The sequence below is a fragment of the Kitasatospora sp. NPDC057500 genome, assembly GCF_042802195.1.
GTDB lineage: Bacteria > Actinomycetota > Actinomycetes > Streptomycetales > Streptomycetaceae > Kitasatospora.
This window is the reverse complement of record NZ_JBHVER010000196.1, coordinates 1-15,208: the sequence shown is the minus strand read 5'-3', so window position 1 is coordinate 15,208 and position 15,208 is coordinate 1. Positions and strand designations below refer to the sequence as shown.

Annotated in this window: 13 protein-coding genes; 3 read left to right on the top strand and 10 right to left on the bottom strand. The window is 74.1% G+C overall.

Annotation, left to right across the window (positions count from 1 at the left end; all coding sequences use genetic code 11):
* Positions 1–24: 24 nt before the first annotated feature.
* From fabF to ACFU74_RS30200, 5 genes are all read right to left on the bottom strand, one after another.
* On the bottom strand, positions 25–1,290 hold the full coding sequence (fabF, locus tag ACFU74_RS30220; RefSeq protein WP_380762412.1) for a beta-ketoacyl-ACP synthase II: 1,266 nt from the start codon (positions 1,288–1,290) through the stop codon (positions 25–27).
* Between the two features lie 152 nt (positions 1,291–1,442).
* Entirely contained in the window at positions 1,443–1,685 is a 243-nt protein-coding gene (locus ACFU74_RS30215; protein WP_350546381.1) for an acyl carrier protein, read from the bottom strand.
* Positions 1,686–1,764: 79 nt separating this feature from the next.
* On the bottom strand, positions 1,765–2,799 hold the full coding sequence (locus tag ACFU74_RS30210; protein WP_380762409.1) for a beta-ketoacyl-ACP synthase III: 1,035 nt from the start codon (positions 2,797–2,799) through the stop codon (positions 1,765–1,767).
* Complete coding sequence (locus tag ACFU74_RS30205) at positions 2,796–3,755, bottom strand: ACP S-malonyltransferase (RefSeq protein WP_380762407.1); 960 nt, start codon at positions 3,753–3,755, stop codon at positions 2,796–2,798. Before ACFU74_RS30205 ends, ACFU74_RS30210 begins: the two co-directional genes overlap by 4 nt.
* Before the next feature lie 90 nt (positions 3,756–3,845).
* Entirely contained in the window at positions 3,846–5,042 is a 1,197-nt protein-coding gene (locus ACFU74_RS30200; RefSeq protein ID WP_380295320.1) for a PucR family transcriptional regulator, read from the bottom strand.
* Between the two features lie 221 nt (positions 5,043–5,263).
* On the opposite strand from ACFU74_RS30200, the gene ACFU74_RS30195 reads away from it, so the two are divergent.
* Positions 5,264–6,040, top strand: a complete 777-nt coding sequence (locus tag ACFU74_RS30195) for a pirin family protein (RefSeq protein WP_380762405.1) — start codon at positions 5,264–5,266, stop codon at positions 6,038–6,040.
* 15 nt (positions 6,041–6,055) lie between these two features.
* On the opposite strand, the gene ACFU74_RS30190 is transcribed toward ACFU74_RS30195, so the two are convergent.
* Positions 6,056–6,883, bottom strand: a complete 828-nt coding sequence (locus tag ACFU74_RS30190; RefSeq protein WP_380762403.1) for a serine hydrolase domain-containing protein — start codon at positions 6,881–6,883, stop codon at positions 6,056–6,058.
* Between the two features lie 121 nt (positions 6,884–7,004).
* Between ACFU74_RS30190 and ACFU74_RS30185 the strand changes: the two genes are divergently transcribed.
* The gene (locus tag ACFU74_RS30185) at positions 7,005–7,466 is read left to right on the top strand and encodes a MerR family transcriptional regulator (RefSeq protein ID WP_380762401.1); all 462 of its coding nucleotides are present in this window, start codon (positions 7,005–7,007) and stop codon (positions 7,464–7,466) included.
* Positions 7,467–7,475: 9 nt separating this feature from the next.
* Here ACFU74_RS30185 and ACFU74_RS30180 read toward each other — a convergent pair whose 3' ends face one another.
* Positions 7,476–8,054 carry a TIGR03086 family metal-binding protein gene (locus ACFU74_RS30180; protein WP_380762399.1) on the bottom strand — a complete coding sequence of 193 codons (579 nt, stop codon included), beginning with the start codon at positions 8,052–8,054 and terminating at the stop codon, positions 7,476–7,478.
* A 102-nt stretch (positions 8,055–8,156) separates the two neighbouring features.
* Here ACFU74_RS30180 and ACFU74_RS30175 point away from each other — a divergent pair, with 102 nt between their 5' ends.
* Positions 8,157–9,134 (top strand): helix-turn-helix transcriptional regulator, encoded by a 978-nt coding sequence (locus ACFU74_RS30175; RefSeq protein WP_380762397.1) that lies wholly within the window; start codon positions 8,157–8,159, stop codon positions 9,132–9,134.
* On the opposite strand, the gene ACFU74_RS30170 is transcribed toward ACFU74_RS30175, so the two are convergent.
* The 3 genes from ACFU74_RS30170 to ACFU74_RS30160 all read right to left on the bottom strand — a co-directional run bounded on the left by ACFU74_RS30170 (position 9,135) and on the right by ACFU74_RS30160 (position 14,895).
* Entirely contained in the window at positions 9,135–10,346 is a 1,212-nt protein-coding gene (locus ACFU74_RS30170) for an alpha/beta hydrolase (protein ID WP_380762395.1), read from the bottom strand.
* 239 nt (positions 10,347–10,585) lie between these two features.
* Positions 10,586–12,943 (bottom strand): Dyp-type peroxidase, encoded by a 2,358-nt coding sequence (locus tag ACFU74_RS30165; RefSeq protein WP_380762393.1) that lies wholly within the window; start codon positions 12,941–12,943, stop codon positions 10,586–10,588.
* Between the two features lie 29 nt (positions 12,944–12,972).
* Positions 12,973–14,895, bottom strand: a complete 1,923-nt coding sequence (locus ACFU74_RS30160) for a galactose oxidase-like domain-containing protein (protein ID WP_380762391.1) — start codon at positions 14,893–14,895, stop codon at positions 12,973–12,975.
* Positions 14,896–15,208 lie beyond the last annotated feature (313 nt).

Here is a 15,208-nt window from a genome sequence, read left to right as displayed (position 1 = left end):
GCGCCGGCCCCCTCGTCGTGCGGGTCAGCGGGTGCGGAAGGCCAGCACCACGTTGTGGCCGCCGAAGCCGAACGAGTTGTTCAGCGCGGCGATCCGGCCCTCGGGCAGCTTGCGGGCCTCGCCGCGGACGATGTCCGCGTCCACGTCGTCGTCCAGCTCGTCGACGTTGATGGTCGGCGGGGCGATGCGGTGGTACAGCGCCTGCACGGTGGCGACCGTCTCGATGCCGCCGGCGCCGCCCAGCAGGTGACCGGTCATCGACTTGGTGGCCGAGACGGCGATGTGGTCCAGGTCCTCGCCCAGCTCCTTGCGGAGCGCCTTCAGCTCGGCGGTGTCACCCTGCGGGGTCGAGGTGGCGTGCGCGTTGACGTGCACGATCTCGGCCTTGTCCAGCTGGTTGCGGTCGAACAGGTCGGCCAGCGCGCGGGCCACGCCGGCGCCGGTCGGCTCGGGCTGGGCGATGTGGTGGGCGTCCGAGGACAGGCCCTGGCCCACCGCCTCGCAGTAGATCCGGGCGCCGCGGGCCTCGGCGTGCTCCACCGACTCCAGCACGACGACGCCGGCGCCCTCGCCCAGCACGAAGCCGTCCCGGGCCTTGTCGTACGGACGGGAGGCGCGCTCGGGCGCGTCGTTGTTCTTGGACATCGCCATCATGTTGGCGAACGCGGCGATCGGCAGCGGGTGGACCGCCGCCTCGGTGCCGCCCGCCACCACGACGTCGGCGCGGCCGCTGCGGATCATCTCGATCGCGTAGCCGATCGCCTCGGCGCCGGAGGCGCAGGCGGAGACGGGGGTGTGCACACCCGCGCGGGCGCCGACCTCCAGGCCGACGTTGGCCGCCGGGGAGTTGGGCATCAGCATCGGGACGGTGTGCGGGGAGACCTTGCGGGCGCCCTTCTCCTTCAGCACGTCGTACTGGTCGAGCAGGGTGGTCACGCCGCCGATGCCGGAGGCGATCACGGCGCCCAGGCGCTCCGGGGCGAGCTTGGACGACTCGTCGGTGGCCGGGGTCTCGTAGCCGGCGTCGGCCCAGGCCTCGCGGGCGGCGATCAGGGCGAACTGGGCCGAGCGGTCCAGCTTGCGCGCCAGCGGGCGGGGCAGGATCTCGCCCGGCTCGACGGCGGTGCGCGCGGCGATCCGCACGGGCAGATCGGCGGCCCACTCCTCGGTCAGGGCAGCCACCCCGGAGCGCCCGGCGACCAGGTTCTCCCAGGTGGTGGCGGCGTCGCCGCCCAGCGGCGTGAAGGCGCCGATACCCGTGACGACCACGGTACGGTTCTCAACAGTCACTGGTTTCTTCTTCTCTCACGTTGTGCGGGGGTCGGCGGCGGCCGAAGGTGAGCCCGGCCGGGCGCCCGGTGGGGCGTCCCGGCCGGCGGGCCGGCCGACTCGGAGGGAGCCGGCCGGTGTCAGGCGTCGAACGCGTAGGACGCGCCGACCGCTCAGGCGTGGGTGAGGATGTAGTCCACCGCGTCGCCGACGGTCTTCAGGTTCTTGACCTCGTCGTCCGGGATCTTGACGTCGAAGCGCTCCTCGGCGGCCACGACGACCTCGACCATGGACAGCGAGTCGACGTCCAGGTCGTCGGTGAAGGACTTGTCGAGCTCGACGTCCTCGGTCGGGATGCCGGCGATCTCGTTGACGATCTCGGCGAGACCTTCCAGGACCTCGTCCTTGGTAGCCATACTGGCTGCTCCTCTTCGGTGTTGAATGCGGCCGCCCGGCGGACGGACGCAGGTTTGCGGGTGGATCGGGCGAAATCGCCTAGGGGAGCGTAACGACTGCCGCGGCGTACACGAGACCCGCCCCGAACCCGATGATCAGGGCGAGGTCGCCGCTGCGGGCCTCACCGCTCTCCAGCATGCGTTCCATCGCCAGCGGGATGGAGGCCGCCGAGGTGTTCCCGGTCTCCGTGATGTCACGGGCGACCGGCACCGAGGCGGGCAGCTTGAGGGCCTTGATCATGGCGTCGGTGATCCGCATGTTCGCCTGGTGCGGGATGAACGCGCCGAGCTGGTCCGCGGTGATCCCGGCGGCGTCGAGCGCCTGCTGGGCCACCTTGGCCATCTCCCAGACCGCCCAGCGGAAGACCGTCTGGCCCTCCATCCGCAGGGCGGGCCACTTGATCCCCTCGCCGGCGCCGTTGACGGCGTCCTCCTTGGCGAAGGCGGTGTCCCAGGCCTCGGTCTGCGAGATGACGTCCTTCTGCGAGCCGTCCGAGCCCCAGACGAGCTTGCCGATGCCGGGGGTGTCGGAGGGGCCGACGATCGCGGCGCCGGCGCCGTCGCCGAAGATGAACGCGGTCGAGCGGTCCGAGGTGTCGGTCAGGTCGCTGAGCCGCTCCACGCCGATCACCAGCACGTACTCGGCGGTGCCGCCGCGGACCATGCCGTCGGCCAGGCCGAGGCCGTAGCCGAAGCCGGCGCAGGCGGCCGAGATGTCGAAGGCCGGGGCGGTGCCGCAGCCGAGCCGCTCGGCGATCTCGGTGGCGACGGCCGGGGTCTGCTTGAGGTGCGACACGGTGGCGACGATCACGCCGCCGATCCGCGCGGGGTCGATCCCGGCCTGGGCGATCGCCTTGCCGGCGGCCTGCACCGACATCTCGGTGACCGACTCGTCCGGGCCGGCCCAGCGGCGCTCGGCGATCCCGCTGCGGGTGCGGATCCACTCGTCCGAGGAGTCGATCCAGGTCAGCACCTCGGCGTTGGGGATCACCCGGATCGGGCGGTAGCCGCCCACGCCGTGGATGCGCGAGTACCGCGCACCGGTCACCGGGCGGATCTGGGGGGTGTTGCTCATGCCTGCTGCTCCTGCTGCTCCTGCTGCTGACCGCCGTGCTCCGCGACGAGCCCGCGGGCCTTGTCCAGGTCGGCGGGGGTCTTGAGGGCAAGCGTCGCCACACCCTTGAGGTTGCGCTTGACCAGTCCGGTGAGGGTGCCCGCCGGGGCGAGCTCGATGACGGCGGTCGCGCCCAGCCGCCGCAGGGTCTCCATGCAGAGGTCCCAGCGGACCGGGTTGGAGACCTGCGACACCAGGCGGTCCAGCACCTCGGCGCCGGAGGCGACGACCTCGCCGTCCCGGTTGGAGACGTAGGCGACCTTCGGGTCGGCGACCGGCAGACTCGGGGCCAGCTTCGCCAGCCGCTCGACACCGGGGGCCATGTGGCTGGTGTGGAACGCGCCCGCCACCTTCAGCGAGACCAGCCGGGAGGCGGCCGGCGGGTCGGCGCGCAGCGCCTCCAGCTGGGCCAGGGTGCCGGCCGCGACGATCTGGCCGCCGCCGTTGTTGTTGGCCGCGGTCAGGCCGTGCTCGGCGAGCTTCGCGGCGACCTCCTCGGCGTCGCCGCCGAGCAGGGCGAGCATGCCGGTCTCGGTGGCGGCGGCGGCCTCGGCCATGGCGAGGCTGCGCTCGCGGACGAAGGTCAGCGCGTCGCTCGCGCTCAGTACGCCGGCGCCCGCCGCGGCGGTGATCTCGCCGACGCTGTGGCCGGCGACCGCGCCGACCAGCGCACGGGCCGCGTCCTCGTCCGGGAACAGCGCGCGCGCGGTCACCAGGCCGGCCGCCACCAGCAGCGGCTGGGCGACGGCGGTGTCCTTGATCTCCTCGGCGTCCGCCTCCGTTCCGGCGCGCACGAGGTCGAGCCCGGCGACCTCCGACCAGCCGCGCAGGCGGTCGGCGACACCGTCGAGCTCCAGCCAGGGGCTGAGGAAACCGGGGGTCTGGGCACCCTGTCCAGGGGCGACGATTACGAGCACGGTTCAACCCTCTCTCGCCAGGCGCCCGGGGGCGGGTAGGCGACGGTAACGAAGAAAAGCATCCGGGATTGTAAGGTCCCTACAGCCTGGTCAGCTTGACTCTCCGGCGGCCGTGAGCCGCCCCAGCGCCAGTGCGATACGCAGGGTGAACGCCGAACGTACGTCGGAGGGCGCGTAGCCCGTGACGTCGGTCACACGTCGGAGCCGGTAGCGCACCGTGTTGGGGTGGACGAAGAGCATCCTGGCGGCTCCCTCCAGCGAGGAGGCCTGTTCCAGATAGACACTCAAGGTCTCCAGGAGTGCCGAGCCCGCCTCGTCCAGCGGTGTGTAGATCTCCTCCACCAGCTGGCGTCTGGCCGCCTGGTCGCCGGCCAGCGCGCGCTCGGGCAGCAGGTCGTCCGCCAGCACCGGCCGCGGCGCGTCCGGCCAGGCCGCGCAGGCCCGCAGGCCGGCGGCGGCGGCGTGCGCCGACCGGGTCGCCGAGAGCAGGTCGGGGACGGTCGGGCCGACCACCACCGGGCCCGGAGCGAACTGGCCGATCAGCGCCCGGGCCGCGTGCACCGGCTCCTTGTCGCCGCCCACCACGACCACCAGGCGCTTGCCCAGCACCCCGGTCAGCACGTGCAGCTTGGCGTACCGGGCGGCCCGGCGGATCGCCTCGACCACCAGCTCGCTGTCACCGTCCGGAGCCGAGCCCATCACCACCCGGACCTGGCTCGGCTGGCCCCAGCCGAGCGCGGCGGCCCTGGACAGCACGCCCTCGTCGGCGTCGCCGGAGAGCAGCGAGTTGACCACCAGCGCCTCCAGCCGGGCGTCCCAGGCGCCCCGGGCCTCGGCGGCCTGGGCGTACACCTGGGCGGTGGCGAAGGCGATCTCCCGGGCGTAGACCAGCACCGACTCGCGCATGTCGGCCTCGTCGCCGGGGGCGGCCACCTCCTCGATGGCCTCCTCCATCACCTCGATGGTGGTGCGGATCAGCTCGACCGTCTGGCGCAGCGTGATCGCCCGGGTCAGCTCGCGCGGCGCGGTGCCGAAGACGTCGGTGGAGATCGCCTGCGGGGTGTCCGGCTTGCGGTACCACTCGGTGAACGCGGCGATGCCGGCCTGGGCGACCAGGCCGATCCAGGACCGGTGCTCCGGCGGCATCCGCCGGTACCAGCCGAGCTGGTCGTCCATCCGGGCGATCGCGGCCGAGGCGAGCTTGCCCGAGGACTTCTCCAGCCGCTTGAGGGTCGCGGCCCGGCGCTCGGCGCGCTCGGCGGCGAGCCGGCGCTCCTGGGCGGTCAGGCGCGGGGCCGCCCGGCCGGGCCGGTCTCTCCCGGCGCCCGGCGTCGGGCTCTTCCCGTTCCTGTCGGGATTGGCGGTCGGATCGCTCTTGGAGTTCGCGGAAGCGGCTGGCACAGGGACAAGACTGCCTCACCGGAGTGACTGCTCGTGCACAGCCCCCGGTGGACGGGCGGGGTGGTGGCGGTCACACCCGACTGCGGGGTGCCGTTACGGTGGGTCCTGTGACCGATGCCGTTGCCCGTCCTCGTGCCGATCTGCGCCGCACCGCCGAGCGCTACCGCTCGACGCCCGCCGAGGGCGTCGAGACCCGGCACGCGTTCTCCTTCTCCGGGCACTACGACCCGAGGAACACCCACTTCGGCGCGCTGCTCGCGTGCAACGAGGAACTCCTCGCCCCCGGCGCCGGGTTCGACGAGCACAAGCACCGGGACACCGAGATCCTCACCTGGGTGCTGGAGGGCGCGCTCGCCCACCGGGACTCCTGCGGGCACGGCGGGGTGGTGCGCCCCGGCATGGTGCAGCACCTGAGCGCCGGCTCCGGCGTCACCCACACCGAGCGGAACGTCGGCGGCGCCGCCGGCCCGGTGCGCTTCGTCCAGATGTGGCTCCAGCCCGACGTCTTCGACGCGCCCCCCGCGTACGGACTGCGCGGGGTGGAGCGCGCGGCCGACGGGTTGACGCTGCTCGCCTCCGGGATGGAGCGGGACGCCGGCGGCCAGGCGCTGCGGCTGCGGCGCGGCGACGCCGCGCTGTGGCTGGTGACCGCCGGGCCGTGGCAGCCGCTGCCCGCCCTGCCGTCCGCCGCCTACCGCTACGCGCACCTGACCGCCGGCTCGCTCGGCTACCGGACGGTGCCGGGGCCGCAGGGCGGCGGCCGCTCCATGGTCCCCGGCGACAGCGTGCGGATCACCGGGGACGCCTTCGCGGCGCCGACGGCCGGGGAGAACGGCGCGGAGCTGCTCCTGTGGGAGATGCACTCGCCGGTCTCGTACGGCTGACGCCCGGGACGGATCCTAGATCTCGGCGAGGACGGCGTCGCTCAGGGCCGGCCAGACCTCGGCGGCCCACGGGCCGAAGTCCCGGTCGGTGAGCGCGATGCAGGCCGCGCCGGCCTGCGGGTCCACCCAGAGGAAGGTGCCGGACTGGCCGAAGTGGCCGAAGGTGGCCGGGGAGTTGGCGGTGCCGGTCCAGTGCGGCGCCTTGCCGTCGCGGATCTCGAAGCCGAGGCCCCAGTCGTTCGGCCGGCGGTGGCCGAAGCCGGGCAGCACGCCGCTGGTGCCCGGGAAGGCGACCTCGCGGGTGGCGGCGCGCAGCGTGCCCGGGTCGAGCAGCGCGGGCGACTGCAGTTCGGCGGCGAACCGGGTGAGGTCGGCGAGGGTGGACAGGCCGCCGGCCCCGGCGGGGGAGCGGTGCGCGGTGTTGATCAGGGTGGCGTGCATGCCGAGCGGCTGGAACACGGCCTCGGCGGCGTACCGGCCGAACTCGATCCCGGCGGCCTGCTCCAGGGTCCGCGTCAGCACGTCGAAGCCGGCGTTGGAGTAGAGCCGGCGGTTGCCGGGCTCGGCCATCACCTTGTGCTCGTCGAACGCCAGGCCCGAGGTGTGGGCCAGCAGGTGCCGGACGGTCGAGCCCGCGGGTCCGGCCGGGTCGTCCAGCTCGAAGACGCCCTCCTCGACCGCGACCAGCACGGCGTACGAGGTCAGCAGCTTGGTCACCGACGCCAGCGGGAACAGGTGGTCCTGCGGGCCGTGCGCGCCCAGCACCGTGCCGTCCGCGCCCCGTACGACGGCCGCCGCCGCGTGCGGCACCGGCCAGGTCTCGATCTTCCGCAAGCTCTCCATGGGGCCCGACTCTAATCGGGCCGGCCGGTCGGGCGGGACGGCAGGCTCGGCCGGGGTGCTTGCCTTGAGTGCACTCCAAGGCGCTAGCGTCGTCGTCACGCTCATCACCGGGGGACCGACCATGACCGCACTCGCATCGATCGAGGCCGGACTGCGCACCTGCTGCGAGGTGTTCCAGGACCCGGTCGGCGCGCCCGACCGGACGCCGCGGCACACCATCGGCGAGGTGTCGGCGGCCAGCGGCCTGACCGCCCACACCCTGCGCTGGTACGAGCGGATCGGCCTGCTCGACCCGGTGGACCGCTCGGCCTCGGGCCAGCGCCGGTACAGCGACGGCGATCTGCACCGGCTGGCCTTCCTGGGCCGGCTGCGGCTGACCGGGATGCCGGTGGCCGACATGCTGCGGTACGTGGAGCTGGCCCGCGAGGGCGAGCGGACCTCGGCGGACCGCCGCGACCTGCTGCTCGCCCACCGGGAGGCGGTGCGGCAGCAGATCGCGGACCTGCACGCGACCCTGGCCGTGCTCGACCACAAGATCGACGTCTACAACGGGCGGCTCGCGCGGTGCGCACCGAGCCATTAGGACGGGTGGTCAGACGGCGCGCCCGGAGTGGGCGGCGAGCCGGGTGTAGGCGCCGGCGCCGGCCGGGGCGGGCTGGACCGGGCCGAAGGGGACGGCTCCGCCGCGCGGCTCGGCCGGCATCATGGCCAGGGCGATCGCCAGCGCCGCCTCGCCCAGCGCCTCGTCCAGCGTGTGGTCGGTGCCGAGCGCGCGGGCGACGTCCCAGGAGTGGATGACGGTCTCCAGGACGTAGCTGCCCACCGCCTCGCGGCCGGACAGCTCGCCCCAGGGCACCGAGGTCGGACGGTCCAGCTTGGCGTCCTCCGCCCAGGCGGCGGTCACCCGGGCGCGGGCCCGGCCGAGGGCGGCCGGCCAGCCGTCGTCGGGCACCCCGCCGGTCGCGGCCGCGACGTCCCGGCTGAGCCCGCCCTCGCCGGTGTAGGCGAGCCGGTGGACGCCGCCGACCACGTGGTCGAGCAGGGCCCGCAGGTCGTACTCGGCGCACGGGGTGGGCCGGTCGAGGTTCTCCGGCCCGGCCTCGGAGAACAGCTTCTCCAGCTGGTCGAGGGCGAGCTGGTACAGCGGGCGCGGGTCCTGGGCGGTGTCCATGGGGTGGTTCAACTCCACTGGTGCGGATGGGTTTTCCGGGCTGGAGGCAATCTCCCGGTAAAACCTGACAACCGCCGTCATGATTTCTGCGATCCTCATGGGATGAAGGCCGACCGCCTGCTCTCGATCCTGCTGCTGCTCCAGACCCGCGGCCGGGTGCCCGCCACCGAACTGGCCGAACGGCTGGAGGTGTCGGTCCGCACCATCTACCGCGACGTCGAGGCGCTCTCGGCGGCCGGCGTGCCCGTCTACACCGAACGCGGCCGGCACGGCGGCATCAGCCTGCTGCCCGGCTACCGCACCGACGTCAGCGGCCTGACCGCCGACGAGGCGCGCGCCCTGTTCGTGCTCTCCGCCCAGGGCGCGCACAGCGACCTCGGCCTGGACGGAGCGCTCGGCTCGGCGCTGCGCAAGGTGATGGCCGCGCTGCCCGCCCCGCACCGGTCGGGCGCCGAGCGGATCAGCGAGCGGGTCCTGGTCGACCCGGCGCGCTGGATGCAGTCGGGCGCGCCGCCGGGGCCGGACCTGGGCGAGTTGCAGTACGCGGTGTTCGCCGACCGCCGGCTGCGGCTGCGCTACCGGCACAGCGGTACGCCCGCGCCGACGGAGTACACCGTGGACCCGTACGGCCTGGTGAGCAAGGCCTCGGTCTGGTACCTGGTGGCCGATCTGCACGGCGAGCCGCGGCTGTTCCGGGCCGACCGGGTGCTGTGCGCGGACACCTCGGAGGAGCCGGTGCGCAGGCGGCCCGGGGTGGGGCTGGGCGAGGTCTGGGCGCTGCTGCGCGAGCAGGTGGAGCGGCTGCCCAAGGAGCTGACGGTGAAGGTGCGGGTGCGGCGCGGGCGGCTGGACGTGTTCGTCCGGATCCACGGCGCCCGGCTGACCGCCCCGCCGCCGGAGAACGGGGGCGGGGCGCCCGACGACTGGGTCGAACTCGCGCTGTGGATCCAGTCGTTGTCGGCCGTCCGGGCGCTGCTCGCGTTCGGCGCGGACGCCGAGGTGCTCTCCCCGCCCGCCGCCCGCCGCGAGATGGGCCGCGCCGCCGCCGATGCCGTCCGCCTGTACGGAGAGGCCCGCTAGCTACGCTTCGGGGGCCGGGCGCAGGACGTCCTGGTAGGCGCCGAGGGCGACGGCGGCGAAGTTGTGCAGGCTGTCGGTGCCGGTGGCGAAGTAGCCGTTGTGGCCGGAGGAGAGGGCCGAGGAGATCCGCTCGGCGCCGAAGTCCAGGGAGGTCGGGTCGGCGCCGTGGCCGAGTCCGCCGACCTCCAGGTACGGCACGTTGCCGATCCAGTCGGTCTCGTTGCGGGTGGCCCAGACGTGCACGCCGTCGCCGAGCTCCGAGGTGTCCTCCACGCCCATGCCGGGGGAGCCGAAGACCACCAGGTCGGTGATGCCGGTGGTGTCGGCCGGGGAGGCGGCCGCCCGGGGGATGTCCGGCGCGGCGGTGCCGCAGACCACCGAGCCGTAGGAGTGGCAGAACAGCGCGGGCGGCGCCTCGGGCCGGGTGGTCTCCTTGAGCCCGGCGAGCAGCCGGCGCAGCCGGGGCGCGCCGACGTCGGCGAGCCGGGAGGTCACCGCGTCGGGGCCGAGGCCGGAGGGGGTGACGTAGCCGGTCCAGGCGACCACCGCGGTGCGGGTGCCCGGGGACTGCCGGCGCTCCTCCTGGTACAGCGCCCGGGCCATGCCGGCGGGGGAGCGCAGCGGTTCGACGGCCTGGTCGAAGTGGCCGAGGTCGGCGTCGGAGCCGGGGACCAGCACCGCGACCCGGTCGGCGGCGCCGAGGTCGCCCCAGACCTCGGTGAGCAGGCCGCGCCCGCGCGGGTCGAAGGCGAGGATCTGCCGGCCCGGCGCGAGCAGGCTCTGCACGTCGTTGGCCCGGGACACGGCGAGCGCGCGCTGCTCCGGGGCGAGCGAGTGGTCGCCGGCGCGGGCCCGGGCGTGGTCGCGTTCGGCGGCCAGCGCGATCCGGTTGGCCCGGTAGCGGACGGCGAGCGGGGCGCCGTCGAAGTTGCCGACGACCAGGGGGTAGGCCTCGACCAGCCGGTCCAGTTCGCCGGGGGCGAGCTGGGCGAAGAACTCGGCGGCGGCGGCCGGGGCGGTGGTGGCCGGGTCGGGCAGGTGGTGTCCGTAGGCGTGGTCCTCGACCCAGGCGGCGCTGCCGGCCGGCGGGGTGGAGATGGCCAACTGCTCGGTGGCGGCCGCGGCCTGGGCGGCGGCCGCGCCGGCGTCGGCGAGGACGGCGGCGCCCGCGAAGGCGCCGATCAGGACGTGCTTCCACCGCCGACGGCGCATCGCCTCAACTCCCTGAGAGTCCCGTCACCGATCCCGGACGGGGCCGAGGGTGGTACGACTGCCAACTTCCAGCGCAAGCCTAGGGGCCAGGAGGCGCGCTGAGTCCGGCTCAAACTGTGGGATGGATCACATGAACCGGGAGTGTCCCGCACGCGTCCTGGTCGTTCGCGCGAAGACCCGTTTCGCCCCCGCGGCCGGGCGGTCGCGGGGGCGGACGGGGGCGGGGTCCGGGGCGTGGTTCAGTTCAGCGAGTTCCAGCCCGAGCAGGAGCGCGGGCCGCCGACCAGGCGGTCCGGATGACCGCTGCCGTCGGCCACCGAGATCTTGCGGTAGGTGTCACCGTGGAACACCCAGTACTCGCTCCTGCCGCCGGTCCGCTGGGAGTCGGGGACGGGCACGAAGCAGTTCACCGCGGTGGTGCCGTTGAGCGAGCCCCACTGGGACAGCTCCCGGTCGGAGCGCTCCAGCACGTCGGCGTGGGCGGCGCCGTCGGCGACCGAGAGCAGCCGGTAGCGCTGGCGCCCGCCGGTGGTGTGGAAGACCCAGTACCAGCTCTTGCCGCCGGTCCGCTGCTGGTCGGGCACGGGCAGGAAGCAGTCCACCCGGTCGACGCCGTCCAGCGAGCGCCAGGCGGCGAGGTCGCGGTCCGGGCGCTCCAGCACGCCGGTGTGCTCGTCGCCGCCGGTGATCGAGACCACCCGGTAGCGCTGGCGCCCGCCGGTGCTGTGGAAGACCCAGTACCAGCTCTTGCCACCGGGGTTCTGGAGGTCGGGCATGGGCAGGATGCAGTCGATCCGGCCGATGCCCTGGAAACAGCGGAGGCCGCTCAGCGGGGCGTCGCCCTCGACCAGCCGGTCGGTGTGCGAGGCGCCGTCGGCCACCGAGATCCTGCGGTACCGGTCGCCGTGGTAGGCCCAGAACTGGCTCTGACCGCCGCGCCGCCACTGGTCCGGTACGGCGAGGAACTCGTCGCACGGGTAGGCCGGGCCGGCCGGGTAGGCGCTCTGGCCGCCCTGCTGGGTCTGCGTCTGGGTCTGGCCCTGCCCGCCGCCCTGGGCGGCCTGGCCGCCCGCGGCGGTCCGGTCGGGGCCGACGAGCCGCCCGTCGGCGAGCCCCCGCAGGGTGCTGAGGGAGGGCATGAAGGCGTACACCGAGCCGGTGGTCTGCACGAACTGGGCGAAGGTCAGCGGGGTGTGCTTGATCGTGCCGTCCGAGTCCCGGCTCTCGAAGTCGACGTCGGTGGCCGCGAGGACGACCGGGTCCTTGCCGGGTACCGGGTTGCGGCCGGGCGGGAAGTCCTCCTGGTCCATCCAGTCGGCCTGGATGAACTCGAACTGCCGCTGGATGTCGGCCTGGTAGCAGATGAACAGCAGCCCGCGCGGGTCGTCCGGGCCGCCGGGGCCCTCGGAGGCCGGGTCGAACGGCGCCCCGTACGGCGTGCCGCGGCGCATGATCCGGCGGCCGTCGAGCTCCTTGGCGTCGAACGGCGGGCGGCTGGGGTCCGGCGCCTGGAGGCCGGCGCGCGGGCTGGTCTTGCGCAGGTGCGACCAGAGCGGGGTGACCAGGCCCTCCAGGTCGTCCCGGAAGTCGAAGTCGTTGTCCGCGGCGGCTCCCGGGTTGTTCGGGACGTCGTGGTCCTTGAAGTGGCAGACCGGGGCGCCGGAGCGCCAGCGGCCGACCAGCCGGGCGGCCAGCCACTCGGTGGTCGCGGCGTCCGGGACGGCCTTGGCGAGCCTGAGCTCCTTCAGCTTGGCCGAGACCTGCGACCACCAGCCGGGGACGTCCTGGGCGAGCCGGCGGACGACCTGGAAGGAGCCGTCGCGGGCCCAGTCGGGGAAGTCCCGGAAGCTGCCCGGGGCGGGCTCCTCGCCGCAGACGAACTCGCCGGCCGGGACGATCCGGGTGCCCGGGTGGCCCTCGACCTCCTCGGGCCGGTTCGGGTCGGGCCGGTCGAAGCCGCGCACGCCCGGCTCGCTGATGCCGTCCTTGAAGCCGAAGTGCTCCTTGCCGCGGCGGGTGCCGAGCAGGGTCTGGGCGTTCTGCTGGTAGACGATCAGCACCCGGCACTCGGCGGCGGCGATCCGCTGGGCCTCGACCGCCGCCTGGAGGTCCTTCTCGGTGTCGGCGGAGAGCTTCAGCACGGCGTGCACCGGCTGGCTCCTCCCGTTGCCGAAGAGCCAGTTCGCCGGGGAGTTCTCGCCGGTGTCGCCGAGCGCTCCGGCCCGTCTGGCCGAGCCCTCCTTGAACGCCTCCAGGCCGCTGCCGGGCGGCGGGGGCTTGGCGAAGGGGTCGGTGGTGGAGAGCATGCGCAGGCCCTCGTAGGTGAAGCTGATGCCCAGCCAGGTCGCCTTGAGGGCCTTGGGGTCGTCGCCGCCGGAGGTCCTGCGGGCCTCGCTGAAGGCGTCGTTGAACGCGGCGACCTCACGGGTGGTGGCGATCTGCGGGGTGAGCTGCCGGAGCCAGTCGCGGGCCCGGGAGGCGTCCTCAAACTTGAGGAACAGGACGCTGACGTTGTCCTTCTTGAAGCCGGCCAGGATGTCGCCCTGGATCTCCTCGCTGTCGCGCAGGCGCAGATCCGTGGCCGTTGCCGTTGCCATGGGGGTGGGGGGTTCCTTTCGGGCGGGGGTCAGGCGGTGAGCTGGATCCACTTGGCGACGGAGGGCACGCCCTGGTCGTTGAGCAGGAAGAGCATGTACCACCCGGGCGGGGCGGCCTTGGCGTCCGGCGGGGCCTGGAACTCCAGCCGGTTGCCGGCCCGGCTGCTGAGCCGCAGGTCGAGGTGGCGCTGGCTGGTGTTGACCGAGTGGGTGGAGGTGGTGGGCGAGAGCAGCACCGCCTTGGAGACCAGGCCCGGGGTCTCGGAGGTGACCTGGAAGGTCTGGTCGTAGCGGACGGGCGTGGTCGGCGCCCGGTCGAGGGCGGGACGGTCGCCCTGGTGGAGGTAGGCGGGCTCGTAGATCTCGATGGTCCCGTTCATGGTGACCGGGGCCGAGGTGCCGGGGATGTCGGCCACCGTGCCGTTGATGTCCGGGTTGTTGGCGATCTGCTGGAGCTCGTCGCCGGTGACCATGACGCGCCCGTCGGGCAGCACCACGGCGTTGGAGTGGTAGCCGCGCGGCAGCCGCTGGACCGGGCCGAGCTTCCAGTTGCCCTGGTCGTCGCGGAGTTCGACCTGGCGGTACTTGAGGTCGGCGTTCGGGTTGTACGGGCCGTTGCCGTAGTCGCGGATGTCGTAGGCGCCGTTGACGGTCATCAGCCGGCCGTTGGGCAGCAGCAGGGTGTCGTCCTGGGTGCGGCCGAAGGCGCGGGACTTCTCGGCGGTCCAGCTGCCGTTGGAGAAGCGCAGGGTGCTGGGGTTGTCCCGGTCGCCGCCGAGGATCAGCGCGGAGTCCGGGCCGTTGATGCCGCCGGGCAGCGGCACGGCCGAGCCGTAGTTGCGCTTGCGGCCGTCCGGACGGGCGGTCAGGTCGCTGCGGGTCTCGGCGACCGGGTCGAACTTCCACTGCTCGGAGGCCTGCCGGCCGAAGCCGTAGATGTTGCCGTCGTTGAGCGAGAACAGGTGCGGGTAGTCCAGGGAGAACGGGGCGTCGACCTTGAACCGGTCGACGGGGGTGTTCGTCGGGGTGTCGGTCTTGAGCGAGGGCACCGGGTGGCTCTTGGCGGGGAAGCGCTCGACCACCGGGGTGGGGGTGCCCCAGCCGATCTCGGACTGGCCGGACATGATCAGCTGCCGGCCGTCCGGGCCGGTCACCACCGAGGGGTACCAGCGGCCGACGGACATGTCGGGGTTGCGGGTCCAGGTCTCGGTCCACGGGTCGAAGATCAGCGAGAGCTTGGCACCGCTGCCGCCGTTGCCGCCGAGGTTGCCGCCGAAGACGCCGAGCATGCCGTTGGGCAGGAAGGAGTGGCCGGCGCAGAAGAACGGCGCCGGGCGGGGCTGGTCCAGGCCGTCGGGCATGTTCACCACGGGCGGGGTGACCTGCTTGTACGCGTCCTTGCCGTAGCCCTTGGCCGGGTCCCAGAGGAACGCCCGGCCGGCGTTCTCCTCGCCCGTGGTCTGGGTGGGGGCGGGCTCCTTCTCCGGGTTGGTCTCGATCCGCTCGAAGGAGAACAGCAGCACCTTGCCGGTCGGCAGCAGCGCGATGTGGTCGCCGAAGTCGGGGGAGGGGAAGTACTGGTTGAACGTCCCGAAGGTCTCGGGGGCGAAGCCCCTGTTGTGGGTGGCCTGGGACTCCGTCAGCGCGTTCAGCCGGTTGGTTCGGGTGGTCTGCGGGTAGTCGCCGATGCCGCGGACGGCGGCGCGCATCCGGGCGTGCTCCTCGGCGTGCTCCTGGCCGAGCGCGGCGACCTCGTCCTCGCGCAGCTCGGCGAGCATCCGGGGGTCGGCGATCCGGGGGGCGGTGGCGGCCGGGCCGTCGTCGTGGCCGCCGGGGCCGTGGGCGGCGGCGGGGACGACGGCGGACAGGACGGTGCCGGTGGTCAGCGCGCAGACCACGGCGGTGGCGAACACGGTCGGAAGGCGCCGGCCGGGCCGCGGGGACAGGGACATGGGACTCCTCGAACAGGGGGCCGTCCGGCTCGGAACTCCGGGCGGGGGGAGGGGGAACGGCCGACGGGGGCTGTGCCGGTCGCCGACAGTCAAAAGGCCATCACGGTGGGTTGCGGTTCGCATGCGGAGGCACTGCGTTCGGCGGGGGCGGGGCCCGCAAGCGGGTGAGCGGGGGCGGGCGGGAACGCGGGAGCGGGGGGCGGCCGCCCCGGCCGCCCCCCCCCGGGGGGGCCGGGGCCCCCCCCCCGGCCCCCCCCCCCCCCCCCGCCCCCCCCCCCCCCGCCCCCCCCCCCCCCCCCCCCCCCCCCCCCCC